Raw genomic sequence first — 25,272 nt, 5'->3', positions numbered from 1 at the left:
CGCATTGACCTTGAGAATTCGCGAGCAAGCCCGCTCCCACATTTGGAATGCATCCCCCTGTGGGAGCGGCGGTGCGACGATTCGACTTGCTCGCGAAGAGGCCATCACAGCCGCCATCAATTGCTCTGAATCACAGATGCAACGCATGCCCCAACGCCCGCAACGCCGCTTCCTGCACCGCCTCACCCAACGTCGGATGCGCATGGATGGTGCCGCCGATGTCTTCCAGCCGCGCGCCCATCTCCAGGCTCTGGGCAAACGCCGTGGACAACTCCGACACGCCAACACCCACCGCCTGCCAGCCGACAATCACATGATTGTCCCGACGGGCGACCACCCGCACGAAGCCGCTTTTCGACTCCAGGGTCATCGCCCGGCCATTGGCGGCGAACGGGAAGCTCGACACGATGCAGTCCCAACCTGCGGCGTTGGCCTCGTCCGGGGTCTTGCCGACCACCACCAGTTCCGGGTCGGTGAAGCACACGGCGGCGATGGCGGTCGGGTTGAACTCGCGGCTCTTGCCGCTGATCAGCTCGGCAACCATCTCGCCCTGGGCCATGGCTCGGTGGGCGAGCATCGGTTCGCCGCTCAGGTCTCCGATGGCATACACGTTGCGCATGCTGGTCTGGCAGCGGTGGTCGATCTTGATCGACGAACCGTTCATGTCCAGGTTCAGCGCTTCGAGGTTCCAGCCCTGGGTGTTCGGCTTGCGACCGACGGCCACCAGCACCTGATCGGTTTCCAGGTTCAGGGTCGCGCCGTTCGGGGCCAGTATTTGCAAGGTATTTTCTTTTAAATCAAAGCCTTGCACGCTGTTCTTCAAGTAAAGCTTTATGCCGAGTTTTCTCAGTTCGTCGTGCACAGGCTGGGTCAGTTCGGCGTCGTAGGCCGGCAGGATGCGTTCCTGCGCTTCCACCACACTTACCTCGGCGCCGAGCTTGCGATAGGCAATGCCCAGCTCCAGACCGATGTAACCACCGCCGACCACAATCAAGCGCTTGGGCACGGACGTCGGCGCCAAGGCTTCGGTGGACGAGATGATCGGCCCGCCAATCGGCAACATCGGCAGGTTCACGCTTTTCGAACCGGTGGCCAGCACCAGGTGCTCGCACTGAATGCGCGTGTCGCCAACATCAATGGTTTTACCGTCAACCACTTTGGCCCAGCCTTGAACGACCTGGACCTTGTTCTTTTTCAGCAGCGCGGCAACGCCGGTGGTCAGGCGATCGACGATGCCGTCCTTCCATTCGACGCTCTTGGTGATGTCGAGGGTCGGCGCCGAAACGCTGATGCCCAGGGCCGAAAGCTGATGGTGGTGCTGCGTCTGATGAAACTGCTCGGCGACGTGAATCAGTGCCTTGGACGGAATGCAGCCGATGTTCAGGCAAGTGCCGCCCAACGATTGGCCTTCCACCAGAATGGTCGGGATGCCCAGCTGACCGGCACGGATCGCCGTCACATAACCGCCGGGGCCGCCGCCGATGATTAGCAGCGTGGTATTCAGAGTCTGCATGCCTTACTCCACAAACAAGGTAGCGGGTTGTTCGAGCAAGCCACGGATGGCCTGGATGAATAGCGCCGCGTCCATGCCGTCGACCACGCGGTGATCGAATGAGCTGGAGAGGTTCATCATCTTGCGGATCACGATCTGGCCTTTGATCACCATTGGCCGTTCGACGATCTTGTTCACGCCGACAATCGCCACTTCCGGCAGGTTCAGCACCGGCGTGCTGACGATGCCGCCCAAGGCGCCAAGGCTGGTCAGGGTGATGGTCGAACCGGACAACTCGTCGCGGCTGGCCTTGCCGTTGCGCGCGGCGTTGGCCAGGCGAGCGATTTCCGTTGCGCTGTCCCACAGGCTGCGGGCTTCGGCGTGACGCACCACCGGCACCATCAGGCCAACGTCGCTCTGGGTCGCGACGCCCACATGCACCGCGCCGAGGCGGGTGATGACCTGGGCTTCGTCGTCGTAGCGGGCGTTCATCTGCGGGAAGTCGCGCAGGGCGACGACCATGGCGCGGACCAGGAACGGCAGCAACGTCAGCTTGCCGCGGGTCGCGCCGTGTTTTTCGTTGAGGTGCGCGCGCAGCTCTTCCACGGCGGTGACGTCGATTTCCTCGACATAACTGAAGTGGGCGGCACGCTGGGTGGCGTCCTGCATGCGCTGGGCAATCTTGCGGCGCATGCCGATCACCGGGATCTGCTGTTCATCGGTACGTTGGGCGTAAGCAGCTGCCACCGGTGCCGAAGCGTTCGACTGACCCTGGGCCAGGTAGGCGTCGAGGTCTTCATGCAGCACGCGACCGGCCGGGCCGCTGCCACGGACCAGACGCAATTGAATACCGAGGTCCAGCGCATGCTTGCGCACAGCCGGGGAGGCCAGTGGGCGTTCATCGGCTGCGCGAGCCACCATCGGGCCCTGGCAAACGGCAGCTTTCGGCGCCGGGGCAGCGACCGGTTTGCTTTCCACCACGGTTTCTACTTTGGCTGCGGCCACAGGCGCTTCTTTAACAGGTGCCGGTTGCGCCGATTCCTTAACGTTGCCCGCGCCTTCGACTTCAATGCTGATCAGCACACTGCCAACCGCCATGACTTCGCCCGGCTGGCCACCCAGGGCAATGACCTTGCCATGCACCGGCGACGGGATATCGACCATCGCCTTGTCGGTCATGACATCGGCCAGTACCTGATCTTCGACGACCATGTCGCCGACCTTGACGTGCCATACCGACAATTCAACTTCTGCAATGCCTTCACCAATGTCCGGCATTTTAATGACGTGCGTGCCCATTCAGACCTCCATGACCCGTTTCAACGCCGCGCCCACTCGGGACGGGCCTGGGAAATACGCCCACTCTTGCGCGTGCGGGTAAGGGGTGTCCCAACCGGTGACGCGTTCGATCGGCGCTTCCAGGTGGTGGAAGCAATGCTCTTGCACCAGTGACACCAGTTCGGCGCCGAAACCGCAGGTGCGGGTGGCTTCGTGCACCACCACGCAACGGCCGGTCTTTTTCACCGATTTGACGATGGTTTCCAGGTCCAGCGGCCAAAGGCTGCGCAGGTCGATGACTTCGGCGTCAACGCCGCTTTCTTCAGCAGCGACTTGCGATACGTACACTGTGGTGCCGTAGGTCAGCACGGTGACGTCCTTGCCCGGACGGGTGATCGCAGCGACGTCCAGCGGCACGGTGTAGTAGCCATCCGGTACTTGCGCGGCGGGGTGCTTCGACCACGGGGTTACCGGGCGGTCGTGGTGGCCGTCGAACGGGCCGTTGTACAGGCGTTTTGGCTCGAGGAAGATCACCGGGTCATCGTTTTCGATGGAGGCAATCAACAGGCCCTTGGCGTCGTACGGGTTGGACGGCATCACCGTGCGCAAACCGCAGACCTGGGTGAACATCGCCTCGATGCTCTGGCTGTGAGTCTGGCCGCCGTAGATGCCGCCGCCACATGGCATGCGCAGGGTCATCGGCGCGGTGAACTCGCCGGCCGAGCGGTAACGCAGGCGGGCGGCTTCGGAAATGATCTGGTCGGAGGCCGGGTAGACGTAGTCGGCGAACTGGATCTCGGCCACCGGACGCAGACCGTAGGCGCCCATGCCCACGGCGACACCGACGATGCCGCTTTCGGAGATCGGCGCGTCGAACACCCGGGAGGTGCCGTACTTGTTCTGCAGGCCTTCGGTGCAGCGGAACACGCCGCCGAAGTAGCCCACGTCCTGGCCGAAGACCACGACGTTGTCGTCACGTTCAAGCATCACATCCATGGCCGAGCGCAGGGCCTGGATCATGGTCATGGTGGTCGTGGTCATGGCGGTTTCCAGCTCGATATTGTTGTTGTGATCGTTCATGTCAGATCCCCAACTCTTGACGCTGGCGCTTCAAGTGCTCCGGCATCTCTTTGTAGACGTCTTCGAACATGGTCGCGGCGCTCGGAATCTGGCCGCCGGCGAGGGTGCCGTACTGTTCGGCTTCTTTCTGTGCGGCGATCACTTCGGCTTCGAGCTCGGCGCTGACCGCGGTGTGTTCCTCTTCGGACCATTGACCGACCTTGATCAGGTGTTGCTTGAGGCGCGCAATCGGATCACCCAGGGGGAAGTGGCTCCAGTCATCGGCCGGACGGTATTTCGACGGATCATCGGAGGTCGAGTGCGGGCCGGCGCGGTAGGTGACCCATTCGATCATGGTCGGGCCGAGGTTGCGGCGCGCACGTTCGGCCGCCCAGGCAGAGGCGGCGTAGACCGCGTAGAAATCGTTGCCGTCGACCCGCAGGGAGGCGATGCCGCAACCGACGCCACGACCGGCGAAGGTGGTCGCTTCACCACCGGCAATCGCCTGGAAGGTGGAGATCGCCCACTGGTTGTTGACCACGTTGAGGATCACCGGCGCGCGGTACACGTGGGCGAACGTCAGGGCGGTGTGGAAGTCCGATTCAGCGGTGGCGCCGTCGCCGATCCAGGCCGACGCGATTTTGGTGTCGCCCTTGATCGCCGAGGCCATGCCCCAGCCCACGGCTTGCACGAACTGGGTGGCAAGGTTGCCGGAGATGGTGAAGAAACCGGACTCCTTGACCGAGTACATGATTGGCAGCTGACGTCCCTTGAGCGGATCGCGCTCGTTGGACAGCAACTGGCAGATCAGGTCGACCAGCGGCACTTCGCGGGCCATCAGGATGCTTTGCTGGCGGTAGGTCGGAAAGCACATGTCGTCGATGTTCAGGGCCAGGGCCTGGGCGCTGCCGATGGCTTCTTCGCCAAGGCTCTGCATGTAGAACGACATCTTTTTCTGACGCTGGGCGACCACCATGCGGTTGTCGTAGATGCGGGTCTTGAGCATGGCACGCATGCCCTTGCGCAGGATCTCTACCGGCACGTTTTCGGCCCACGGGCCGAGGGCATTGCCCTGGTCGTCGAGCACGCGAATCAGGCCACGGGCCAGATCAGCCGTGTCAGCCGGTTCAACGTCGATAGGGGGTTTGCGCACCGTGCCGGCATCGGTCAGATGCAGGTAGGAGAAGTCGGTTTTACAGCCGGGACGGCCCGAGGGTTCGGGGACGTGCAGGCGCAGCGGTTCATACGCTTGGGTCATGGCTTCTACGCTCGATCTTGTGAATTTCTTGTAGTGAGCTGACAGATTTCGTTCGGTAGAAGAAATCTTGTCCTACAACAATCATAGGCCCGCCCAAGAAGAATATTTCTCTCTGTTTCGTTGCGCTAAAGATCATTTGCAGATAAAAAACCTGCATAAACACAAAAAACAGGTGGTTTTGTCTCATGCGCAAACTGGACCGTACCGATATCGGCATTCTCAACAGCCTTCAGGAGAACGCACGCATCACCAACGCCGACCTGGCGCGTTCGGTGAACCTCTCGCCGACACCGTGTTTCAACCGGGTCAAGGCCATGGAAGAACTGGGGGTAATTCGCGAGCAAGTGACGCTGCTCGATGCCGACCTGCTGGGGCTGCATGTGAACGTGTTCATTCACGTCAGCCTGGAGAAACAGGTGGAGGAGGCGTTGCAGCATTTCGAAGAGGCGATTTCCGACCGCCCCGAAGTGATGGAGTGCTACCTGATGGCCGGCGACCCGGACTATCTGATCCGGGTGCTGGTGCCGACCATCCAGTCGCTGGAGCGTTTCATGATGGACTTTCTGACCAAAGTGCCGGGGGTGGCGAACATCCGCTCGAGCTTTGCGCTCAAGCAGGTGCGCTATAAAACGGCGCTGCCGTTGCCGGCGAATGGGCTGACCCTGGGGAATTAAACGTCGATCTTAAAATTTGTTAAGCGGAATCTTCAGGTAAGTCACGCCATTGTCCTCTGCCGGCGGCAGTTCCCCCGCCCGCACATTGACCTGAATCGCCGGCAATAGCAGCGTCGGCATGCCCAGCCCGGCATCACGCCGGGTGCGCATGTCGACGAAGGCGGCTTCGTCGATGCCGTCGCGCACGTGGATGTTGCTTTTGCGCTGTTCGCCTACCGTGGTCATGCATTGGGGCGCGCGGCCCTCGGGCGGATAATCGTGGCAGATGTAGAGTCGCACGTCGGCGGGGAAGGCCAGCAGCTTGTGGATCGAGGCGTACATCTGGTTGGCATTGCCGCCGGGAAAGTCGCAGCGCGCGGTGCCCACGTCCGGCATGAACAGTGTATCGCCGACCAGGATCACATCGTTGCCGATCAGGTAAGCCATGTCCGCCGGGGTATGGCCGGGCACGTGCAAGGCGGTCGCCTTGAGATTGCCGATCATGAACGATTCGTTGGGGGCGAACAGGTGATCGAACTGGGAACCGTCGACGCGGAAGGCGGGCTCCAGATTGAACAGCGCCTTGAACACGTCCTGGACCTTGCTGATCGACTCGCCAATGGCGATCTTGCCGCCCAGTTCCCCGCGCAGGTATGGCGCGGCGGACAGGTGATCGGCATGGGCGTGGGTTTCCAGCAGCCATTGCACCTGCAACTGACGAGCACGGACGAAGGCGATGATCCTGTCGGCCTGGGTGGTCGCGGTACGCCCGGCGGCCCCGTCGTAGTCGAGCACCGGATCGACAATCGCACACTGTCCGCCATCAGCCTCGTAGACCACGTAGCTGTAGGTCGAGGAGGCGGGGTCGAGGAAAGCTTCAATCAGCGCGGGCATGGACACGAACCTGTGCAGGGGTAGAAAAGTCGGACGACGAATAGTCAGCCATGGGTTGCAACACTTTATGTAAAGACATAATGTTCGCAGCTTAAGTGACGTTGAAGGCATCCTGCAAATGCAATCCAGTCTGACCGAATGTGAAGTCGCTCAACTGCGCGCCTCGGCCTCCAAGGCCTGTGCGCTGCTCAAGGCCCTGGCCAATGAGGATCGCCTGTTGATCCTGTGCCAGCTGACCCAGGGCGAACGCAACGTAGGCGAGCTGGAAAAAATCACCGGCGTGCGCCAACCGACCCTGTCCCAGCAATTGGGGATCCTGCGCGATGAAGGACTGGTCGCCACCCGTCGTGAAGGCAAGTACATTTTTTACGGTCTCGCCAGTCACGAAGTGATCCAGGTGATGAAAACCCTCTCCGGGCTTTATTGCGGGGCGGTGCTTAAAAGCTGGGTTCAACCCTGATCCTGTTCAACACACCGAACCTGTGGGAGCGAGCTTGCTCGCGATGACGTCGGCACATTCAACATAAATGTTGGCAGACCAACCGTCATCGCGAGCAAGCTCGCTCCCACAATGATTTTGGTGTCTGGACTAGCATCAATCCTTGCGTGCAGCAAAAGGAACAAGCAATGAACGATCAACACTGGGGCTCATCCATCAGTGCAGATATCGTGGTCATCGGCGGCGGCACGGCGGGTATCGGCTTTGTCGCCAGCCTGCTCAAGCGTAGCCCGCATCTGAACATCACCGTGATCGAACCCGACTCCCGGCACTACTATCAACCGGCCTGGACGCTGGTCGGCGGTGGTGCCTACAACGTGGAAAACACCGTGCGGCCAATGGCGTCGGTGATGCCGCGCGGGACCCATTGGCTGCAGGCTGCCGTGACGGGCATCGATCCCGACAAGCGCCAACTCACCCTCGGTGACGGGCGCACGGTCGGCTATCAAAACCTGGTGGTCTGCCCCGGCCTGCGCCTGGCCTGGGAGAAGATCGAAGGCCTGGAGGAAACCCTCGGCCAGCACGGCGTGACCTCCAATTACAGCTATCGGCACGCGACCTACACCTGGGATCAGGTGCAGAAACTGCGCGGCGGCAAGGTGCTGTTCACCCAGCCGGCCATGCCGATCAAATGTGCCGGCGCGCCACAAAAGGCGCTGTACCTGTCCTGCGATCACTGGCGCAAGACCGGTGTGCTGGACAACATCGACGTCGAATTCAATCTGGCGGGCGCGGCGCTGTTCGGTGTGGCGACCTTTGTCCCGCCGCTGATGAAGTACATCGAGAAGTACAAAGCCCGGTTGGCCTTCAACTCCAACCTGGTCAAGGTCGACGGCCCGGCGAAAACCGCGTGGTTCGACGTCAGGGATGCCGATGGCAATGTCACCCGCCAGGCCAAAACCTTTGACCTGCTGCATGTCGTGCCGCCTCAGGTGTCCCCGGATTTCGTCGCCCGCAGCCCGCTGGCCGACAGCGCTGGCTGGTGCGAGGTCGACCCCCACAGCCTGCAGCATCCGCGTTATCCCGACGTCTTCGCGTTGGGTGATATCTGCGGCACCACCAATGCAAAAACCGCCGCGGCGGTGCGCAAGCAGATCGTGGTGGTGGCCGAAAACCTGCTGGCCTTGCGCAAGCAACAACCACTGCCGCTGAAGTACGACGGTTACGGCTCCTGTCCGCTGACGGTGGAGAAGGGCAAGGTGATCCTTGCCGAGTTCGGTTACGCGGGCAAGTTGCTGCCGACCTTTCCCCTTGACCCGACGATTCCGCGCCGCTCGGCGTGGTGGCTGAAGGCGACACTGCTACCGTGGTTCTACTGGAACGGTATGCTCAAGGGCCGCGAGTGGCTGACACGTGTGTCCAGGGTCGACTGAGAACTCCCTATGTTGCTGGCAAGTCTGTTTGGCGTAGTGATGGGATTGGTGCTCGGCTTGACTGGCGCCGGCGGCGGTATCCTTGCGGTCCCGGCCCTGGTGTTGGGGTTGGGCTGGAGCATGACCCAGGCCGCTCCGGTGGCGTTGTTCGCGGTGGGCAGTGCGGCAGCGGTCGGTGCCATCGACGGTTTGCGCCATGGCCTGGTGCGTTATCGCGCGGCGCTGCTGATCGCGGCGTTGGGTGCGGTGTTTTCGCCGGTGGGCATCTACTTTGCCCATCAGCTGCCGGAAAAAATCCTGATGATCCTGTTCTGCCTGCTGATGGTCGTAGTGGCCGGGCGGATGTTGCGCCGCGAGCGCAAGGACGAGGGCCCCAGCGATCACGGTCAGGCCAACTGGGGCCAGAAGAACTGCATGCTCGATCAACAGACCGGGCGCTTTTCCTGGACCGCCAAATGCACCGCGACCCTCGCCGCGCTCGGCGCAGTGACCGGCGTGGTCTCGGGATTGCTGGGGGTGGGCGGCGGTTTTCTGATTGTCCCGGCCTTCAAGCAACTGACCGATGTGCAGATGCGCGGGATCATCGCCACGTCGCTGATGGTGATCAGTCTGATTTCGGCCATCGGCGTGATCGGCGCGTTCCAGGCCGGGGTGCGCATCGACGGTTCGGGCATTGCCTTCATCGTCTCCAGCATCGTCGGCATGATCATCGGCCGCAAGCTCTGCGCCCGGGTGCCGGCGCGGGCGTTGCAGGTCGGGTTCGCCAGCATCTGCGTCGTGGTCGCCGCTTACATGCTGTTCAGGGCAAACGCCTAGCCGGTACCGGTTCCTGTGGACGCCACTCGGGTCCACAGGCCTACACACTAAGTGGCGAGCCTCGCCGACCAGCGGTCTTACGCCATAGTTGTCACGCACCGCCGGCTCATCCAAAGCACCTGAAAACCACCCCCAAGGCAGCGTATGGCGCCGCCGGTCAGGTTTCGATAATCGCCTCCGACACTTAGTCCCCCGTTTCGGAGCGCGCCATGCACAACAATAAGAACGTCACGCATCGTTTTCTGCCTGCCTTTATCGCCAGCCTGTCTGCCCTTGGCCTGAGCCAAGTGGCCGAGGCGGATATCATGCTGTACGACAAGGACCAGACCACGTTCTCCACCGACGGCTACATCAACGCCTTCTACGTGAACAGCGATGTCGACCGGGCCGGCGAGCAGTTCGACCGTCGGCAGTCACGGGTGAAGATGGGCTTTTTACCCAACTACCTGGGCTTCAACATGGGCAAGCAGGTAGACGATCTCAAGCTCGGTGCTCGCGCCTCGTTCTGGGTCACCATCAACGACAGCCAAACCAACGGCACCGACACCGCCATCGATGTGCGGCAGTTCTTCGGCACCGTGGCCAACCCGGAATGGGGCGAAGTGCTGATCGGCAAGGACTTCGGGCTGTTCGCCCGTTCCAACATCCTGCTCGACGAAATGCTCGCCGGTTACGGCCAGGTCAGCGATACGTTGGGGCTGGTGGATGGTGGCGGGGTGTCGTTCGGCAACATTGGCACCGGTTACCCGTACCCGTTCCCGACCTCGCAGATAACCTATCGCACCCCGGTGATGGACGGTCTGCGCGTGGCGGTCGGCATCATGGACCCGGTGGACACCAACGACAGCAGCCCGACGGGCAAGGCCTATCAGGAAAACCCGCGTACCGAGAGCGAAGTCACCTATCAGTTCGACCTGGCCGGGGCAAAGATCTACAGCTGGGTCAACGGCAGCTACCAGACCTCGGACAACACGGATTCCACGGTCGAGACCGTCACCTCCAAGGGTGTCGGTTATGGCGTGCAGGCGAAGATGGGCGGCTTGTCCCTCACCGGGTCCGGTTTCCAGGCCAAGGGCATCAACCCGTTTTTCACCAACAATGCCGGCGAGCCGACCCTGCGCAACGTCGACAGCGACGGCTACCTGTTGCAGGGCTCCTACAAACTGGGCAAGAACCGCCTGGCCTTGTCCTACGGCAAGACCAATGACGATGGCAACGGCGTGGTCGGCAGCGGCGCGGACTACGAGACCCGCGGCATCGCGTTGTTCCATGACGTGAACGACAACCTCAAGCTGGTGGCCGAGTACAACCAGTTCGAAATCAACGGCCACGACACCAGCGAGCAGAACGAAAACACCGACACCTTCGCAGTGGGTGCGGTGCTGACCTGGTAACCCCGGGAGGTGGCCCTGGCCGTGCGCATCGCGGCGAGGGTCACCAACCGTCTCATCCCATCGAAGCGGCTACCCGCTACCCAAGTAGCATTCGTCGCACCCCACAGACTTCGTACACTCGTGCCTCATACACACGCACCTGCGGGAGGTAAGGATGCAGCAGAGCGAAGGCGTCGTCAGTGCAATGTCCCAGGCCACCGATGCCCGGCAGGTCGCGCAGGAACTGGCACGACAGTTGTTGCATCCGCACCTGGGGTTCGTGCTGTTCTTCTGTTCCGCCGAGTACGACTTGCAGGCGCTGGGCCAGGCCTTGCAGCAAAGCTTCGGCGGCATTCGCCTGGTGGGCTGCACCAGCGCCGGGGAAATCACCCCGCTGGGCTACGGGCGCAATTGCGTGACGGCGGTGGGCTTCGATCACCGGCACTTTTCCATCGCGATCGAGCTGATCGACCAGATGGAGCACTTCAGCCTGATCGACGCCCAGCAAATGGTCGAGCGCCTGGTCAGTGGCTGTCGCAGCAACACCCTGGCCCCGATCAAGGGCAACAGCTTTGCCCTGACCCTGCTCGATGGCCTGTCCAGCCGCGAAGAAATGGTCCTGGCGGCCTTGAGCGCGGCATTGGGCGACATTCCGCATTTCGGCGGCTCGGCCGGCGACGACAACTACCTGACCCATACCCATGTGTACTTCGATGGCGAGTTCCACAGCGGCGCGGCCGTGGTGGTGCTGGTCAATACCTGGCTGGATTTCGAAGTGTTCACCACCCACCACGTGCTGCCCCGCGCTGAGAAGCTGGTGGTCACCGGGGCCGACAGCACCTTGCGCCGAGTCTTCGAACTCAATGCCGAGCCGGCCGCCGCCGAGTACGCCCGGCACATCGGCGTGCCGGTGGCGCAGCTCGATCACCGGGTCTTCGCCGCGCACCCGTTGGCGGTACGGATCAACCAGCAGTACTACGTGCGTGCCATCCAGCAGGTGCATCCGGACCTGAGCCTGAGTTTCTACTGCGCCGTGGAAAACGGCATCGTCCTCACCGCCATGACCCCGGGCCCGATGCTGCCGAACCTGCAGAGCCTGTTCGAGGGGTTGCAGGAGCGCCTGGGCGATTTGCTGCTGACCATCGGTTGCGACTGTTTCCTGCGGCGTCTGGAACTCGAAGACGACGGCAGTCTTGATCAGATCGGCAGGTTTTTGCGTGAGCAACGGGTGATGGGTTTCAACACCTACGGAGAACAGTTCAATGGCATGCACATCAACCAGACCTTCACCGGCGTTGCCATTGCCCGTGGCCGTGCCCCAGGACATCGCTGAGCTGCAGGCCGAACTGGCCGGGCTGCGTCTGGAAAACCACAAACTGCAGCGCATCAATGGCGCGCTGATCGAGCGGGTCGAGTCCGGGGGAACCCGCGGCAACGATCCGTACGCGGCATTCCAGCATTCGGTGGTGCTGGCCGAGCAAGTGCGCGAACGCACCGATGCCCTGAACCAGGCCATGGCCGAACTCAAGGCCGGTAATCATTTGCTCAGCGAAGCCCGCCTGCGCGCGGAAACGGCGCATCAACACCTGATCGATGCCATCGAAAGCATTTCCGACGCCTTCGTGCTGTTCGACGCCGACCAGCGCATCGTGCTGTTCAACAGTCGCTTCAAGGCGTTCTGGAGCAACAGCCGGGTGCGGATCAATGCCGGCATGCGCCTGACCGAGGTCAAGCGATTGATGATGAACAACGGCCTGTTCACCGAAGAGCCTCGGGGGCATGCCGACGAAAACCTGCTGTACCGCCTGCAGAACGGGCGCTGGCTGCAAGTCAGCGAGCGGCCGACCCAGGAAGGCGGGCGGGTGATTCTGTTCACCGACATTACCGACGTCAAACTCAGCGAAACCGTACGCCGTGAGCAGGCGGTGGCGCAGAAGTCGCATCTTTTGCAACGGGCGGTCGACAACCTGTCCCAAGGGGTGGCGATGGTCAGCGCCGAGGGCATCCTGGAGTTGTGGAACCGGCGCTTCCTGGAGTTGAGCGGCCTGGCGCCGGTGGCGGCCCATCGCCCGTTTGCCGAAGTGATCGCCGACAGCGAGCTGAACCTGCTGACCCCGGCCAGTCGCGATGGCAACGGACGACCGGTCCGCGAATGCGAGCAGCGCCTGTACGATGGCAGGGTCCTGGAAATCCGCACCCATCCGTTGCCCACCGGCGGTTTCGTCAACACCTTCACCGACATCACCGAGCGCTACCAGCACGCCGAGGCGCTGAGTGAAAGCGAACACTGGATCCGTCTGATCACCGATCACGTACCGGCATTGATTGCCTACCTCAATGCCGACCTGGTCTACGAGTTCACCAACAAGGTCTACGAAGAGTGGTACTGCTGGCCGCGAGGCGTGATGCTCGGCCAGAGCCTGCGCGAAGTGCACAGTGAACAGCATTACCAGCGGCTGGAGTCCTACGTGGCCAGGGCGCTGTCCGGCGAGAGCGTGACCTTCGAGTTCGCTGAAACCAACGTCAACAACCAGGAGCGCTACATGCTGCGCTCCTATGTGCCCAACCGTCTGGCCAGTGGCGAGGTGGTGGGGATTTTCGTGCTGATCCGCGACATCACCGAACGGCGGCGCACCGCCGAGGCGCTGCATCAGGCTTATCAGAACCTGGAGCTGCGGGTACGCGAGCGCACGGCGGAATTGACCACCCTCAACGACCAGCTGCTGCGCGAGATCGATGAGCGTCGCCTGGTCGAGTCACGCTTGCGCGAAGCCAAGCAGGAAGCGGAGCAGGCCAACCTGTCGAAGACCAAGTTCCTCGCCGCCGTCAGCCACGACCTGCTGCAACCGTTGAATGCCGCGCGCCTGTTTACCAGTGCCTTGCTGGAACGGCGCGAGCCGATGTCCAGCGAGATTCTGGTGCGCAACGTGAGCAATTCCCTGGAAGACGTGGAGAACCTGCTCGGCACCCTGGTGGACATTTCCAAGCTCGATGCGGGGGTGATCAAGGCCGACATTGCGCCGTTCGCCCTCAGTGAACTGCTGGACAACCTGGCCGCCGAATACACCCAGGTGGCGCGCAGTGAAGGCCTGCAACTGCACTTCATCGGCTGCTCGGCGCTGGTGCGCAGCGACATCCAGTTGCTCGCGCGGATTCTGCGCAACCTGCTGAGCAATGCGATTCGCTATACCTACAGTGGCCGCGTGGTGCTCGGTTGCCGGCGGCATCATCAGTGCCTGACGATCGAAGTCTGGGACAGCGGCATGGGCATTGCCGAGCATCGCCTGGAGGAGATCTTCCAGGAGTTCAAGCGTGGTGACGTGCAGCGACCCGATCAGGATCGCGGCCTGGGCCTGGGCCTGGCGATTGTCGAGAAAATTGCCGGAATCCTCGGGCATCCCATTCATGTGCGCTCGTGGCCGGGCCGGGGCTCGATGTTCTCGGTCGAAGTACCGTTGAGCGCCACCGCGCCGAAACCTCAGCCCGCGTTGCAGATGAGCGAGCCGATGCTTGAGCGCCTGCGCGGTGCCCGGATATGGGTGCTGGACAACGACGCGACCATTTGTGCCGGCATGCGCACCTTGCTCGAGGGGTGGGGGTGTCGGGTGGTGACGGCGCTGTCGGAGGAGGACCTGGCGCGGCAAGTGGACAACTACCACGCCGAGGCGGACCTGCTGATCGCCGACTACCACCTGGATAACGATCAGAACGGTGTCGATGCGGTGGCAAGAATCAATGCCCGTCGTGCCTCACCGATTCCGGCGATGATGATCACCGCCAACTACAGCAATGAACTCAAGCAGCAGATCCGCGAACTGGGCCACACCCTGATGCACAAGCCGGTGCGGCCGATGAAGCTGAAGACGGCGATGAGTCATTTGCTTGGCCGGCCTTGAAATCTACGGTGCATGGGACGGCCCCTTCGCGAGCAAGCCCGCTCCCACAGGTACATCGCTGTCCTTGTGGGAGCGGGCTTGCTCGCGAAAGGGGCGCCGCGGTCTTACTGACTCAACGCCGCAGATAAGACCCGAAATCAATATCCCCTGCACTCAGGATCGCTTGCACCCGGTTGTGCACGTTGAGCTTGCGCAGGATTGCCGAGACGTGGGCCTTGACCGTGGTTTCGGCGATTTCCAGGGTGTAGGCGATCTGCTTGTTCGATTCGCCCTTGGTCATGCGTTCCAGCACCTGCAGTTGCTTGCGGGTCAGGGCCTGGAGCAGTTCGGGCGGGAAGCTCGGGGTGTCGTTCATCCGCCGGTGGGTACTGCTTTTGCCGGTGCGGATGATGTCCGGGGGCAGGTAGACATTGCCATTGAGAATCTGCTGGATGGCATCGGTCATCTGGGCGCGGGGTGAGGACTTGGTGATGAAACCCACGGCACCGTAGGTGATGGCTTGCAGCACGATCTGTTTGTCTTGCTCGGCGGAGACAATCACCACCGGAATGGTCGGCGCTTCGTTACGCAGGTTGATCAGGCCATTGAGCCCGTGCATGCCGGGCATGTTCAGGTCGAGCAGGATCAGGTCCAGGTCGTCGTGTTCCTGGGTCAGGGCCAGGGCGCTGTCCAGGTCGGCGGTTTCCATCACTTCGCTGCCGGCAAAACCGTCGCTGATGACGTTGTGGATGGCTTCGCGAAACAGCGGGTGATCGTCGGCAATCAGGATTTTGTACATGGCCTTTCACCTCATTATTTTGATTATGGTGTGGCAACAACACGCACGCGTAAAGCTCAGGGAAAGGGTTCTGGCCGGGCTGGCGAAACCGGCAGATTGGCCGCTTGCCAGGCGTCCAGGCCATCGCGATACCAATACAGAGTCTTATAGCCCATGGTGGCTGCGCGCTTGACCGCATTCCAGCTCAACCAGCAGTCGGAGCGGCAGTAGAAGACCAGCGGTTGCGTCGGGTCGCCGGCGGTCAGCTTTTTCAGGTTGCCGGCGAAATAGTCCTGCCATTGCGGCGTCAGGTCGCCGTCCCCGGTATTGGCCAGCCAATGGCTGCCGGGAAGGTTTTCATGGGGCTGGTCTTCGATGAATTGCCCTTGCAGCCACTGACGGCGGTAGACGTCGATCAGCACCGGGCGCGGGGTTTGGTTGAGCAGGGTTTGCAGGGCGGGGGTGTCGACGATGGTTGCGCCTTGCAGCTGGTCGGGCGTCGGGCTGCGGTACAGGCCGATGCGATAGCCGTCGGTGGAGAACAGCGCTGTGTCGGCCTGCGCGGTGCTCAGCAGCAGACCCAGGGACAGGGCGGCGAGAGCAGGGCGCAACAGGCAACGTCGGGCACGTGGCATGGGTTAAGTCCTTATAGTTATGGACCTATTACATGCCAGTCGGGGGGCGTTGGGAATGCGACGATAGACAGGGAAACCAGTACTAAAGTAGTAATTTCACCCTGTTCAATGAAGATCCCCTGAGGGGTAATCAGCTGGATTTGCGCAGGGCCGCATGCTGCGGGTTGAAGGTCAGCACGGCGAGCAGCGCAAACAACAGCGTCAGCCCCGTGCACACCGCCAGAGCCAGGGGATTGAAGCGTTCATACAGGGCAAAACGCACCAGCTCCACCGCATGGGTGAACGGATTCACCGCGCACAGCCAATACAGCCACTCGCTGGCCTCGCGCATCTTCCACAGGGGATACAGCGCCGACGACAGGAAAAACAGCGGGAAGATCACGAAATTCATCACCCCGGCAAAGTTCTCCAGCTGACGGATCGCGTTCGACAGCAACAGGCCCAGGGCGCTGAGCATCAACGCCACCAGCAGCAGGGCCGGCAACGCCATCAACAGGCCCATGGCCGGTGGCCGCACGCCGTAGACCCAGGCAATCGCCAGGAACGCATACACCTGCAACAGCGAAATCAGCGACGTGGCCAACAGTTTGCTGCACAGCAGAAAGGTTCGGGGCAGGGGGCTGGTCAGCAGCACCCGCATGCTGCCCATCTCGCGGTCGTAGACCATCGACAGTGAGCCCTGCATGCCGTTGAACAGCAGGATCATGCAGGCCAGCCCGGGAATGATGTAGACCTCATAGGGGATGTAGGTGTCGTAGGGCTCGATGATCGCGATCCCCAGCGCTGCGCGAAAACCGGCGGCGAACACCAGCAGCCACAGCAGCGGCCGCACCAGGGCGCTGAGAAACCGCGTGCGTTGCAGCACAAAGCGCAGCCATTCGCGCAGCACGATACCGCTAAAGCATTGCCAGTAAGCGTTCATTGGGCAGCTCCTGATGTTGTCAGGCGGGTGAAGGCCGAACCGAGGTCACCGCCGTGTTCCAGGCTCAGGGCATCGGCCTGTCCGCTGGCTACCAGCCGGCCTTGATGCAGGATCAGCAAGTCATCGCTGGGCTGCACCTCGTCGAGCAAATGGGTGGTCCAGAGCACGCTGATGCGCTCGTCGCGACACAGGCTGCGGATGTGCTGGTTGAGCGCCAGGCGACTCGCCGGGTCGAGGCCGACACTGGCTTCGTCGAGCAGCAACAGGCGCGGCTCATGCAACAGGGCGCGGGCAATTTCCACCCGGCGACGATGGCCGCCATTGAGTTCGCGTACCCGTTCGCGGCGGCGGTCGGTCAGGGCCTGGCGGGCCAGTTCGGCGTCGACCCGAAGGTCGGTCTGACGCCGGGACAGACCATGCAATGCAGCGTGATAACGCAGGTTCTGTTCGACGCTGAGGTCCAGGTCCAGGGTGCTTTGCTGGAACACCACGCCCAATTGCCTGAGTGCCGGGCGTGCCGCGCTACGCAATGAACAGCCACCGACGCGGATCTCGCCTTGCTGCAGATCATAGAGCCGGGTCAGCAGGGCAATCAGGGTCGACTTGCCCGCGCCGTTGGGGCCCAGCAGCGCGGCGAAGCGCCCGGGCTCCAGGCTGAAACTCACCTTGCGCAAGGCCTCTCGGGCGCCGTAGGCAAAGCTCAGGTCACTGACTTCAAGGGCGTTCATGGCGTCACCACCACGCCCCAGGGATAGCGCCCGACCTTCACCGATTTACTGACCTTGAGGCTGTCGACATCGATCACCGAGACATCGCCGCTGACGCCGTTGGTGGCCAGCAATTGCTTCTGATCCGGGGTGAATGCCATCTGCCAGACCCGTCGACCCACCAGCAGGTAATCGAGAATCTCGAAGGTCTTGGCATCGATCACCGCCACATGATTGGCCGGGCCCAGTGCGACGAAGCCGTACTTGCCATCGGCGCTGAGCTTGATGCCGACGGGCTGGACCTTGTCGGGGTGCACGCCCTTGATCTGGAAGTTCAGGGTCTTGAGCACGGTGCGGCTGGCCACATCGAGAATGGTCACGGTGCCGCCGATTTCCGCCGAGGCCCAGAGCTGTGCGCCATCGGGGGAGAACTCGACGAAACGCGGGCGCTGATCCACCAAGGTGCTGTCGTCCAGGGTCTGGGTGCTGGTGTCGATCCAGTGCAGCATGTTGGTGGTCTCGCTGGTGTTGACCGCCCACTTGCCGTCAGGGCTGACGGCCATGCCTTCAGGTTCGACGCCGACGTTGATCTGGCCGAGCACCTTGGAAGTCTCGGTGTCGATCACCGTGACCAGCGCATCGTCTTCGTTGGAGACGTACAACCAGCGATTGTTCGGATGCAGGGCGAATTGCTCGGGGTCTTTGCCCGAGGGCAGTTCCTTGATGATCTTGCGCGTGGCCACGTCCATCACCTGGACCCGGTCCGAGTCACTGGCGCAGATGTACAGCAGCTTGTTGTCATGGGACAGCAGCAGGCCGCGGGGACGCTGGCCGACGGGCAGGGTGTCGGTGACTTGCAGGGTCTGCAGGTCGATCAGGCTCAGGCTGTTGTCCTTTTCGTTGGAGACCCAGGCAGTGCTGGCAACGGCATGGCCAGCGGCGAGCAGCATGATGCAAGAGAGCAGGGTGCGGCGCATGGCGGATTCCTTGTTGTTGTGATTTTCGGATCAGGGAAAACGGCAGCTGACCTCGGGTTTGTCGTAGCCCAGGCTGTCCATCTCATTGAACGGGTGCAGAAAACCATCTTGGGGTGAGGTGCTGACCAGCGCCCGGGGCTGGACGATGGGAATCGGCTGGCGCAACTGGCCGTTCCACGGCCGATAGCTGAGCTTGCGGCCCTTGAAACCATCGAGGGGCAACTGGTCGCTGATTTCCAGCGTACGGATCGCCATCGGCTCGGCCTGGCGCAGTTTGCTCACGGCGCTGGCGATGCTGCGCACGGCCATCCAGGCGGCGAAATCGCGGTCATTCATCCAGCGCCCGGTCAGGGCTTCGAAGCGTTTTTGCAGCTGCGCGGCGCCGTAGGTTTCCACGGTCTTGTGCCAGCCCACCGGGGTCAGGCCCTGGGTGCCGGCGACCGGGCGCGGGTACCAGGTCTGGTAGGGCACGTATTCACCGAAGTCGCCGCGTTCATCGGCCACCAGTACCACGTCGTACTCGGCGGTCTGGGTGAACAGCGGCATGTCGGCCTGGGCGCTGCGGCGTTGGTCGTTATCGAAGCTCCAGGGTTTTTCCGCCACCAGTTGCAAGCCAAAGCGCTTGGCCCCGCGGCGCAGGGCGGCGGCATAGGCTTGATCGTCCGGCGTCGGGCCGACAATCAGCAGCGCCCGCTGCCATTTGCGCAACACCAGAAACTGCGCCAGTGCATCGGCGAGCATCGCGCGGCTCGGCAAGGTGTGCAGTACGTTCGGCAGGCAATCGGTGGTGCGCAGGCTGTCATCGGGGCTACCGGCGTTGAACAGCAAACTGTCGGGCAGTGCCGCACTCAATTGGCGCAGGCTGGTGGCGGGGGCATTCACCACGAACAGGCGCAGGCCTTGTTCATGCTGCACCTTTGCCGCTTCGAGCAAGGCCTCGGGGCTGTCGACACTGGCGCTGACCAGGCTGTAGCCGTGGTTGAGAAAACGCCCGGTGCTGTTGCTGTCGGTGATCGCCAGTTCGGCGCCGCGCAGCCCGGCATCGATGGGCTCGGGGATGACGTTCGACAGCAACGGGCCGGGGTCGGGGCGATAACCCAGGTAGCCGATCCGCACCTGCAAGGGCGCATCGGCGGCCTGGCTCTGGGTGGCCAGGCCGGCGGCGCAGGCAATCGCCAGCAGGTAGATCAGGGCGTAAGGGATGAGCAGGCGCATAGGGCACTCCATTACAGGTAGCGCCAGCATAGGAAGGCTGTGGTGCAGTGAAAATATGCAGAAAGTACCGAAGGGCCAGTACCAAGGTAGTAGCCCGCCACGCACGGCGCGGTTCTGGCATGGGCAACCACGGCCCGCGTCCCGTGTCCACCGATTGCCTTACGACCAAGGGAGTAGGCGGCGACCACCAAAGCAGCATGGGGTCTGGGCGCAGGGCTTTCTAAGATGGCTGCCATAGCCTCTGCCAAGAGGTTTTGCGTGCAATCCAGAGGGCATAACAATGACAACAAAACGCAACGCCTTGCTCGTGACCGGGCTATTGGCCAGTTTGATCAGCGCAGGTTCCGTCTGGGCCCACGGCAACGTGGTGCCACAGGCCGTGGCCACCCCGGGGCTGACCCCGATCAAGGACGCCGGTGTGCAACTCGATGCCGATGGCTGGGCCGCGGTGAACCCGTATCGCACCGCTGCGGAACACGACAAGGCAGTGGAAATCGGTGCCTCGGCCTACACCCAGAACTGCGCGGCCTGTCATGGCCTGGAAGCCAAGTCCGGCGGTATCGCCCCTGACTTGCGCATGCTCGATGTCGGTGAGGCGGGCGATGAATGGTTCGCCGAACGGGTGCGCCATGGCGCCGTGCGCGACGGTCGGGTGTACATGCCGAAGATGGCCGACTACCTGAGCCAGGAAGCCCTGTGGGCGGTGCGCACTTATCTGGACTCTGTGCACGTCGAGGAGTGACCCATGCGCCTGCTCGCGGTGTTGATCAGCGCTCTGTGGCTGTGCTGCCAGGCGGCGCAGGCGCAGGTTCGCAACTACGACGAAATGATCGCCGCCGGGGAGCTGAAGGTGGCGGTCTACAAGGACTTCGCCCCCTACAGCTTTGAAAGCGCCGGAAAGCCCCAGGGCGTCGATGTCGAACTCGCCGAAGCCCTGGCCAAGGCGCTCGGCGTGCGTCTGACACTGATCTGGGCACCGGCCGGGGAAAAGCTCGATGACGACCTGCGCGATTACATCTGGCGTGCCAGTGCCTTGCACAACCAGCAACTGGCCGACCTGATGATGCGCGTGCCTTATGACCGTGACTACGCGCAGAAGCGCAACGAGTTCGGCGAACTGGTCAACGGCCAAGTGGTGATGTTCGGTCCGTACCAGAACGAGCAATGGCAGGTGGCCTATGACCGCCGGCGGCTGGACAAGGTCGCCAGCGTCGCGGTGTTCGAGCAGCACCCGATTGGTGTCGAAGTCGACAGCGTGCCGTCGTTCTACCTGACCTCGGTGTTCAACGGCATGCTCGCCGGCAAGACCCATCACTATCCCGGCGTGCCCCAGGCGTTTGCCGCGATGAAGGCCGGCGAGGTCGACGCGGTGATGGCCATGCGCGGCGAAATCGACTGGCAAGTTCACGAAGCGGCCGACCCGCAAGTGGCGCTGGCAGAAAATGCCTACCCGAACATGGGCAAGCAGCTCTGGGAAATCGGCATGGCGGTGCACGAAAGCAACCGGCAACTGGCCTATGCCGTGGAAGAGGCTCTGGAAAGCCTGATCCGCGAGGGTTCGGTGAAGACCATCTACGGCCATTACGGCCTGCAATACGACGTGCCCGAGATGTATCAATAAGGAGCAGGCGATGAAATGGCGAGGGAGTTGTCTGTTGGCTTGCTGGTTGAGCCTGGCGGCACAGGCTGGCGCTATCGATCCTGGCAAGGACCCGGTGCCATCGGTGATGTGGGCCTTCTATCAGCAGCAGTTTCTCGGTAATGCGCCGTTCGTTTTCGATGAGCGAGTCAAGTTGCTGGCGCCGCCGTTTGCCGAAGATGCCCGGCAGGTGCCGCTGGAAATCGACGCCCGGGCGTTCAAGGGCGCGGTGGTGAAAATCCTCGCCTGGGCAGAGCTGAACCCGTTGCCGAAAATCATCGACTTCCAGCCGCTGGATTCGGTTTTGCCCTGGCTGTCGTTGCGCATTCGCATCGAACAGGCCACGCCCTTGCGCGCGGCGGTGTTGACCCGTGACGGGTTGTGGCATGTCGGTTCGACCCTGATCGACGCCGCCGGTGGCGGCTGCACCGCGCCGAGCGTGGTGCGGACTCAACCGGGCTGGGAGGAGCACATCGGCGAAGTGCTCGGCGGGCGCTATCCCCGGGGTGAATTCAGCCGCTTGCGGTTGCAGGTGGCCCATCCCATGGACAACGGCATGGTCAGCGGCATTCCGGAATTCTTCATCAACCATGCCGAGCTGCGCGACCACAACGAGCAAGTACTGGCCCGGCTGGAGCTGTTTCCCGCAGTCAGCGAAAACCCCAACCTGGCCTTCGACATTGAAGGGGCAGGGCAAACGCGCCTGCTGCTACGGGACAACAGCGGCAATGAGTTCGATGCGTCGATCCCCTGATCTCAAGGAGCGTGGCATGCGCTGGATCCTGTTGATGGTGTTAAGCGTCAGTCTGCCGGCCCTGGCCGATCTCGAATACTCACTCAAGCCCCGGCAGATCGCCCAGGACACCTGGCTGCTGGAAGGCAGCACGGATAATTTCGCCAAGGCCAACGGCGGCAACATCGTCAATACCGCGTTCATCGTCACCGAACGCGGAGTGGTGGTGATCGACACCGGGCCGTCCCGGCGGTACGGCGAAGCGATGCGCAAGGCCATTGCCGCCACTACCGACAAGCCGGTGATCGAGGTCTTGCTGACCCATCACCACCCGGACCATGTGCTGGGCAACCAAGCTTTCAGCGACGTGCCGATTGGCGCCCTGGCCGGCACCACCGAGCTGCTGCAACAGCAAGGCGATGCCATGGCCGAGAATATGTACCGGATGGTTGGCGACTGGATGCGTGGCACCGAAGTGGTGCTGCCCACGCAGACGCTGACACCCGGCGTGAAAAGTTTTGGGAATCACGATCTGCGTCTGCTGAGCCTGGGTGGGCATACGGGCGCGGATCTGGCTATTCTCGACCAGCAAACCGGCGTGTTGTTTGCCGGGGACCTGGTGTTTTATCAGCGGGCGCTGACCACGCCCAACAGTCCAGGGCTGTCGGTGTGGCTGGCGGACATCGCGACCCTGCAAGGCTTGCCCTGGACGCTGGTCGTACCGGGCCATGGGCCGGTGTCGAGCGATCCACAACCCTTCGAGCAAATGCGCGATTACCTGACCTGGCTCGATCAGCTGATGCGCGACGGCGCCGCCAATGGCAGCGACATGGCCGAGATGATCCGCAGCCCCATCCCCGAACGCTTCGCCGGGATCAACCTGAGCCGTTATGAACTGATCCGCAGCATCAGTCATTTGTACCCGCGTTACGAGCGCGAGCGGATGACGCGGGTGGATTCCAACGCAAATAACTGACCCACCCCGATCTAATGTGGGAGCGGCGGTGCGACGATTCGACTTGCTCGCGAAGGCGGAGTGTCAGGCGACATCGATGTCGAATGTGCCGGCCTCTTCGCGAGCAAGCCCGCTCCCACAGGGGACTTTCATCAGGCACAAAATCCGCTGCTCATCTCCTCCCACCCTGTACCAAGGAACTAGCAATCTCCTCATTGCGGGCAATTGTTGCCAGGGCGGCGGCGCCCAAGAATCTGCACCAGACCGGGAAAATTTCCCGGGCATAACAAAAACTGCAGAGGAAGCCGTCATGACCCAACCCGCACGTCGCCAGCCCTTCGTCTTGAGCCTGCTGCTCAGTGCCATGCTGTTGTCCGGCCAGGCATTGGCCGGGGTTTCCGACCAGGACATTCTCCAGGACCCGAAGAACCCGGAACAGGTCGTGACCAACGGCCTCGGCGTTCAGGGGCAGCGCTACAGCCCGCTGGATATTCTCAACGTCGACAACGTCAAGGAGCTGCGCCCGGCCTGGGCGTTTTCCTTTGGCGGTGAAAAACAGCGTGGCCAGCAAGCGCAGCCGATGGTCAAGGACGGCGTGATGTACATGACCGGTTCCTACTCCCGGGTGTTCGCCGTGGATGCACGCACCGGCAAGAAACTCTGGCAATACGATGCACGCCTGCCCGATGACATCCGCCCCTGCTGCGACGTGATCAACCGTGGCGTCGCGCTGTATGGCGACCTGGTGATTTTCGGCACCCTCGACGCCAAGCTCGTGGCGTTGAACAAGGACACCGGCAAGGTGGTGTGGAGCAAGAAAGTCGCCGACCACAAGGAAGGCTACTCGATCAGCGCCGCGCCGCTGGTGATCAACGGCAAGCTGATTACCGGCGTGGCCGGCGGCGAGTTCGGCGTGGTGGGCAAGATCGAGGCCTACGACCCGAAAAACGGTGATCTGCTGTGGACCCGGCCGACGGTCGAAGGCCATATGGGCTACGTCTACAAGGATGGCAAAGCGGTGGAAAACGGCATCTCCGGCGGCGAGGCGGGCAAGACCTGGCCGGGCGATCTCTGGAAAACCGGCGGCGCGGCCCCTTGGCTGGGCGGCTATTACGACCCGGAAACCAACCTGCTGCTGTTCGGTACCGGCAACCCGGCACCGTGGAACTCGCACCTGCGCCCTGGCGACAACCTCTACTCCTCATCGCGCCTGGCGCTCAACCCGGACGACGGCACCATCAAGTGGCACTTCCAGAGCACGCCCCACGACGGTTGGGACTACGACGGCGTGAACGAGCTGGTGTCGTTCAACTACAGCGAAGGCGGCAAGGAGATCAAGGCGGCGGCCACTGCCGACCGTAACGGTTTCTTCTACGTACTGGATCGTACCAACGGCAAATTCATCCGTGGCTTCCCGTTCGTGGACAAGATCACCTGGGCCACCGGCCTGGATAAGAACGGCCGGCCGATCTACAACGAAGCCAGCCGTCCCGGCGCCCCGGGATCCGAAGTCAAGGGCAGCTCGGTCTTCGTAGCGCCGGCGTTCCTCGGCGCGAAAAACTGGATGCCGATGGCTTACAACCAGGACACCGGGCTGTTCTATGTGCCGTCCAACGAATGGGGCATGGACATCTGGAACGAAGGCATCGCCTACAAGAAAGGCGCGGCATTCCTCGGCGCCGGCTTCACCATCAAGCCGTTGAACGAAGACTACATCGGTGTGCTGCGGGCCATCGATCCGAAAACCGGCAAGGAAGTCTGGCGCCACAAGAACTACGCGCCGCTGTGGGGCGGGGTGCTGACCACCAAGGGCAACCTGGTGTTCACCGGCACACCTGAAGGCTTCCTGCAGGCTTTCAACGCCAAGACCGGCGAAAAGGTCTGGGAGTTCCAGACCGGTTCCGGCGTGCTCGGCTCGCCCATCACCTGGGAAATGGACGGCGAACAGTACGTCTCGGTGCTCTCCGGGTGGGGCGGCGCGGTACCGCTGTGGGGCGGCGAAGTGGCCAAGCGCATCAAGGACTTCAACCAGGGCGGCATGCTCTGGACCTTCAAGCTGCCCAAGGACCTCGTCGCCAAGCACTGATCCCTTGTGGGAGCGGGCTTGCTCGCGAAGGGGCCTTCACATTCAACATTGATGT

At 62.4% G+C, this 25,272-nt stretch carries 23 protein-coding genes; 12 read left to right on the top strand and 11 right to left on the bottom strand.

Annotated elements, in window-relative coordinates; translation table 11 throughout:
* Positions 1 to 130: 130 nt before the first annotated feature.
* Genes lpdA through KGA85_RS16375 form a run of 4 tightly spaced genes read right to left on the bottom strand, consistent with a single transcriptional unit; the run spans position 131 to position 5,087 of the window.
* On the bottom strand, positions 131 to 1,513 hold the full coding sequence (gene lpdA, locus KGA85_RS16390) for a dihydrolipoyl dehydrogenase (RefSeq protein ID WP_223543227.1): 1,383 nt from the start codon (positions 1,511 to 1,513) through the stop codon (positions 131 to 133).
* A gap of 3 nt (positions 1,514 to 1,516) precedes the next feature.
* Positions 1,517 to 2,791, bottom strand: coding sequence for a dihydrolipoamide acetyltransferase family protein (locus tag KGA85_RS16385; protein ID WP_223543226.1), 1,275 nt, complete (start codon positions 2,789 to 2,791; stop codon positions 1,517 to 1,519).
* Complete coding sequence (locus KGA85_RS16380) at positions 2,792 to 3,850, bottom strand: alpha-ketoacid dehydrogenase subunit beta (protein ID WP_015095444.1); 1,059 nt, start codon at positions 3,848 to 3,850, stop codon at positions 2,792 to 2,794. It lies immediately after the preceding gene.
* Between the two features lies 1 nt (position 3,851).
* Positions 3,852 to 5,087: a 3-methyl-2-oxobutanoate dehydrogenase (2-methylpropanoyl-transferring) subunit alpha gene (locus KGA85_RS16375; RefSeq protein WP_223455983.1), complete on the bottom strand. Its 1,236-nt coding sequence runs from the start codon at positions 5,085 to 5,087 to the stop codon at positions 3,852 to 3,854.
* A gap of 185 nt (positions 5,088 to 5,272) precedes the next feature.
* Between KGA85_RS16375 and bkdR the strand changes: the two genes are divergently transcribed.
* The gene (gene bkdR / locus KGA85_RS16370) at positions 5,273 to 5,761 is read left to right on the top strand and encodes a Bkd operon transcriptional regulator BkdR (protein WP_007976593.1); all 489 of its coding nucleotides are present in this window, start codon (positions 5,273 to 5,275) and stop codon (positions 5,759 to 5,761) included.
* A 9-nt stretch (positions 5,762 to 5,770) separates the two neighbouring features.
* On the opposite strand, the gene KGA85_RS16365 is transcribed toward bkdR, so the two are convergent.
* On the bottom strand, positions 5,771 to 6,634 hold the full coding sequence (locus KGA85_RS16365) for an MBL fold metallo-hydrolase (RefSeq protein ID WP_223533814.1): 864 nt from the start codon (positions 6,632 to 6,634) through the stop codon (positions 5,771 to 5,773).
* Between the two features lie 118 nt (positions 6,635 to 6,752).
* Here KGA85_RS16365 and KGA85_RS16360 point away from each other — a divergent pair, with 118 nt between their 5' ends.
* The 6 genes from KGA85_RS16360 (at position 6,753) to nahK (ending at position 14,591) form a co-directional block, all read left to right on the top strand.
* Positions 6,753 to 7,094, top strand: coding sequence for an ArsR/SmtB family transcription factor (locus KGA85_RS16360; RefSeq protein WP_223455981.1), 342 nt, complete (start codon positions 6,753 to 6,755; stop codon positions 7,092 to 7,094).
* Positions 7,095 to 7,261: 167 nt separating this feature from the next.
* Positions 7,262 to 8,506 carry an FAD/NAD(P)-binding oxidoreductase gene (locus tag KGA85_RS16355; RefSeq protein WP_223543225.1) on the top strand — a complete coding sequence of 415 codons (1,245 nt, stop codon included), beginning with the start codon at positions 7,262 to 7,264 and terminating at the stop codon, positions 8,504 to 8,506.
* Positions 8,507 to 8,515: 9 nt separating this feature from the next.
* Positions 8,516 to 9,322, top strand: coding sequence for a sulfite exporter TauE/SafE family protein (locus tag KGA85_RS16350; RefSeq protein WP_223543224.1), 807 nt, complete (start codon positions 8,516 to 8,518; stop codon positions 9,320 to 9,322).
* Between the two features lie 209 nt (positions 9,323 to 9,531).
* Positions 9,532 to 10,716, top strand: coding sequence for a porin (locus KGA85_RS16345; protein WP_223533918.1), 1,185 nt, complete (start codon positions 9,532 to 9,534; stop codon positions 10,714 to 10,716).
* A gap of 154 nt (positions 10,717 to 10,870) precedes the next feature.
* A complete protein-coding gene (gene nosP / locus KGA85_RS16340) occupies positions 10,871 to 12,028 on the top strand; it encodes a nitric oxide-sensing protein NosP (protein WP_223455977.1) in 1,158 nt (385 codons plus the stop codon).
* Complete coding sequence (gene nahK, locus KGA85_RS16335; protein WP_223455976.1) at positions 11,958 to 14,591, top strand: hybrid sensor histidine kinase/response regulator NahK/ErcS'; 2,634 nt, start codon at positions 11,958 to 11,960, stop codon at positions 14,589 to 14,591. The genes nosP and nahK overlap by 71 nt, the downstream gene beginning before the upstream one ends.
* A 112-nt stretch (positions 14,592 to 14,703) precedes the next feature.
* Here the strand turns inward: nahK and KGA85_RS16330 are convergent, their stop codons facing one another.
* The 6 genes from KGA85_RS16330 to KGA85_RS16305 all read right to left on the bottom strand — a co-directional run bounded on the left by KGA85_RS16330 (position 14,704) and on the right by KGA85_RS16305 (position 19,804).
* Complete coding sequence (locus tag KGA85_RS16330; protein ID WP_046037303.1) at positions 14,704 to 15,369, bottom strand: response regulator transcription factor; 666 nt, start codon at positions 15,367 to 15,369, stop codon at positions 14,704 to 14,706.
* 56 nt (positions 15,370 to 15,425) lie between these two features.
* Complete coding sequence (locus tag KGA85_RS16325; RefSeq protein ID WP_223455975.1) at positions 15,426 to 15,983, bottom strand: PQQ-dependent catabolism-associated CXXCW motif protein; 558 nt, start codon at positions 15,981 to 15,983, stop codon at positions 15,426 to 15,428.
* A 130-nt stretch (positions 15,984 to 16,113) separates the two neighbouring features.
* Complete coding sequence (locus tag KGA85_RS16320; RefSeq protein ID WP_223535959.1) at positions 16,114 to 16,905, bottom strand: ABC transporter permease; 792 nt, start codon at positions 16,903 to 16,905, stop codon at positions 16,114 to 16,116.
* Positions 16,902 to 17,633: an ABC transporter ATP-binding protein gene (locus KGA85_RS16315; protein WP_223455973.1), complete on the bottom strand. Its 732-nt coding sequence runs from the start codon at positions 17,631 to 17,633 to the stop codon at positions 16,902 to 16,904. The genes KGA85_RS16320 and KGA85_RS16315 overlap by 4 nt, the downstream gene beginning before the upstream one ends.
* Entirely contained in the window at positions 17,630 to 18,589 is a 960-nt protein-coding gene (locus tag KGA85_RS16310; protein WP_223535941.1) for a YVTN family beta-propeller repeat protein, read from the bottom strand. The genes KGA85_RS16315 and KGA85_RS16310 overlap by 4 nt, the downstream gene beginning before the upstream one ends.
* 30 nt (positions 18,590 to 18,619) lie before the next feature.
* Complete coding sequence (locus KGA85_RS16305; RefSeq protein WP_223455972.1) at positions 18,620 to 19,804, bottom strand: ABC transporter substrate-binding protein; 1,185 nt, start codon at positions 19,802 to 19,804, stop codon at positions 18,620 to 18,622.
* 280 nt (positions 19,805 to 20,084) lie between these two features.
* Here KGA85_RS16305 and pedF point away from each other — a divergent pair, with 280 nt between their 5' ends.
* The 5 genes from pedF (at position 20,085) to KGA85_RS16280 (ending at position 25,217) form a co-directional block, all read left to right on the top strand.
* Positions 20,085 to 20,546 carry a cytochrome c-550 PedF gene (gene pedF, locus KGA85_RS16300; RefSeq protein ID WP_223455971.1) on the top strand — a complete coding sequence of 154 codons (462 nt, stop codon included), beginning with the start codon at positions 20,085 to 20,087 and terminating at the stop codon, positions 20,544 to 20,546.
* A gap of 3 nt (positions 20,547 to 20,549) precedes the next feature.
* Positions 20,550 to 21,425 (top strand): substrate-binding periplasmic protein, encoded by an 876-nt coding sequence (locus KGA85_RS16295; RefSeq protein ID WP_223455970.1) that lies wholly within the window; start codon positions 20,550 to 20,552, stop codon positions 21,423 to 21,425.
* Positions 21,426 to 21,435: 10 nt separating this feature from the next.
* Complete coding sequence (locus tag KGA85_RS16290; protein WP_223543223.1) at positions 21,436 to 22,197, top strand: quinoprotein dehydrogenase-associated SoxYZ-like carrier; 762 nt, start codon at positions 21,436 to 21,438, stop codon at positions 22,195 to 22,197.
* A gap of 16 nt (positions 22,198 to 22,213) precedes the next feature.
* Positions 22,214 to 23,152: a quinoprotein relay system zinc metallohydrolase 1 gene (locus tag KGA85_RS16285; RefSeq protein WP_223533915.1), complete on the top strand. Its 939-nt coding sequence runs from the start codon at positions 22,214 to 22,216 to the stop codon at positions 23,150 to 23,152.
* Positions 23,153 to 23,441: 289 nt separating this feature from the next.
* The gene (locus KGA85_RS16280) at positions 23,442 to 25,217 is read left to right on the top strand and encodes a PQQ-dependent methanol/ethanol family dehydrogenase (RefSeq protein ID WP_110661132.1); all 1,776 of its coding nucleotides are present in this window, start codon (positions 23,442 to 23,444) and stop codon (positions 25,215 to 25,217) included.
* The last annotated feature ends 55 nt before the right edge of the window (positions 25,218 to 25,272 follow it).

This window comes from Pseudomonas sp. GL-B-12 (assembly GCF_019955895.1).
Taxonomy (GTDB): domain Bacteria; phylum Pseudomonadota; class Gammaproteobacteria; order Pseudomonadales; family Pseudomonadaceae; genus Aquipseudomonas.
This window is presented reverse-complemented; position numbering and strand designations above follow the sequence as displayed.

Excerpts from the sequence above, each read along its gene's own strand:
- lpdA (WP_223543227.1), bottom strand. The coding sequence starts at position 1,513 with ATGCAGACTCTGAATACCACGCTGCTAATCATCGGCGGCGGCCCCGGC.
- KGA85_RS16385 (WP_223543226.1), bottom strand. The coding sequence starts at position 2,791 with ATGGGCACGCACGTCATTAAAATGCCGGACATTGGTGAAGGCATTGCA.
- KGA85_RS16380 (WP_015095444.1), bottom strand. The coding sequence starts at position 3,850 with ATGAACGATCACAACAACAATATCGAGCTGGAAACCGCCATGACCACG.
- KGA85_RS16375 (WP_223455983.1), bottom strand. The coding sequence starts at position 5,087 with ATGACCCAAGCGTATGAACCGCTGCGCCTGCACGTCCCCGAACCCTCG.
- bkdR (WP_007976593.1), top strand. The coding sequence starts at position 5,273 with ATGCGCAAACTGGACCGTACCGATATCGGCATTCTCAACAGCCTTCAG.
- KGA85_RS16365 (WP_223533814.1), bottom strand. The coding sequence starts at position 6,634 with ATGCCCGCGCTGATTGAAGCTTTCCTCGACCCCGCCTCCTCGACCTAC.
- KGA85_RS16360 (WP_223455981.1), top strand. The coding sequence starts at position 6,753 with ATGCAATCCAGTCTGACCGAATGTGAAGTCGCTCAACTGCGCGCCTCG.
- KGA85_RS16355 (WP_223543225.1), top strand. The coding sequence starts at position 7,262 with ATGAACGATCAACACTGGGGCTCATCCATCAGTGCAGATATCGTGGTC.
- KGA85_RS16350 (WP_223543224.1), top strand. The coding sequence starts at position 8,516 with ATGTTGCTGGCAAGTCTGTTTGGCGTAGTGATGGGATTGGTGCTCGGC.
- KGA85_RS16345 (WP_223533918.1), top strand. The coding sequence starts at position 9,532 with ATGCACAACAATAAGAACGTCACGCATCGTTTTCTGCCTGCCTTTATC.
- nosP (WP_223455977.1), top strand. The coding sequence starts at position 10,871 with ATGCAGCAGAGCGAAGGCGTCGTCAGTGCAATGTCCCAGGCCACCGAT.
- nahK (WP_223455976.1), top strand. The coding sequence starts at position 11,958 with ATGGCATGCACATCAACCAGACCTTCACCGGCGTTGCCATTGCCCGTG.
- KGA85_RS16330 (WP_046037303.1), bottom strand. The coding sequence starts at position 15,369 with ATGTACAAAATCCTGATTGCCGACGATCACCCGCTGTTTCGCGAAGCC.
- KGA85_RS16325 (WP_223455975.1), bottom strand. The coding sequence starts at position 15,983 with ATGCCACGTGCCCGACGTTGCCTGTTGCGCCCTGCTCTCGCCGCCCTG.
- KGA85_RS16320 (WP_223535959.1), bottom strand. The coding sequence starts at position 16,905 with ATGAACGCTTACTGGCAATGCTTTAGCGGTATCGTGCTGCGCGAATGG.
- KGA85_RS16315 (WP_223455973.1), bottom strand. The coding sequence starts at position 17,633 with ATGAACGCCCTTGAAGTCAGTGACCTGAGCTTTGCCTACGGCGCCCGA.
- KGA85_RS16310 (WP_223535941.1), bottom strand. The coding sequence starts at position 18,589 with ATGCGCCGCACCCTGCTCTCTTGCATCATGCTGCTCGCCGCTGGCCAT.
- KGA85_RS16305 (WP_223455972.1), bottom strand. The coding sequence starts at position 19,804 with ATGCGCCTGCTCATCCCTTACGCCCTGATCTACCTGCTGGCGATTGCC.
- pedF (WP_223455971.1), top strand. The coding sequence starts at position 20,085 with ATGACAACAAAACGCAACGCCTTGCTCGTGACCGGGCTATTGGCCAGT.
- KGA85_RS16295 (WP_223455970.1), top strand. The coding sequence starts at position 20,550 with ATGCGCCTGCTCGCGGTGTTGATCAGCGCTCTGTGGCTGTGCTGCCAG.
- KGA85_RS16290 (WP_223543223.1), top strand. The coding sequence starts at position 21,436 with ATGAAATGGCGAGGGAGTTGTCTGTTGGCTTGCTGGTTGAGCCTGGCG.
- KGA85_RS16285 (WP_223533915.1), top strand. The coding sequence starts at position 22,214 with ATGCGCTGGATCCTGTTGATGGTGTTAAGCGTCAGTCTGCCGGCCCTG.
- KGA85_RS16280 (WP_110661132.1), top strand. The coding sequence starts at position 23,442 with ATGACCCAACCCGCACGTCGCCAGCCCTTCGTCTTGAGCCTGCTGCTC.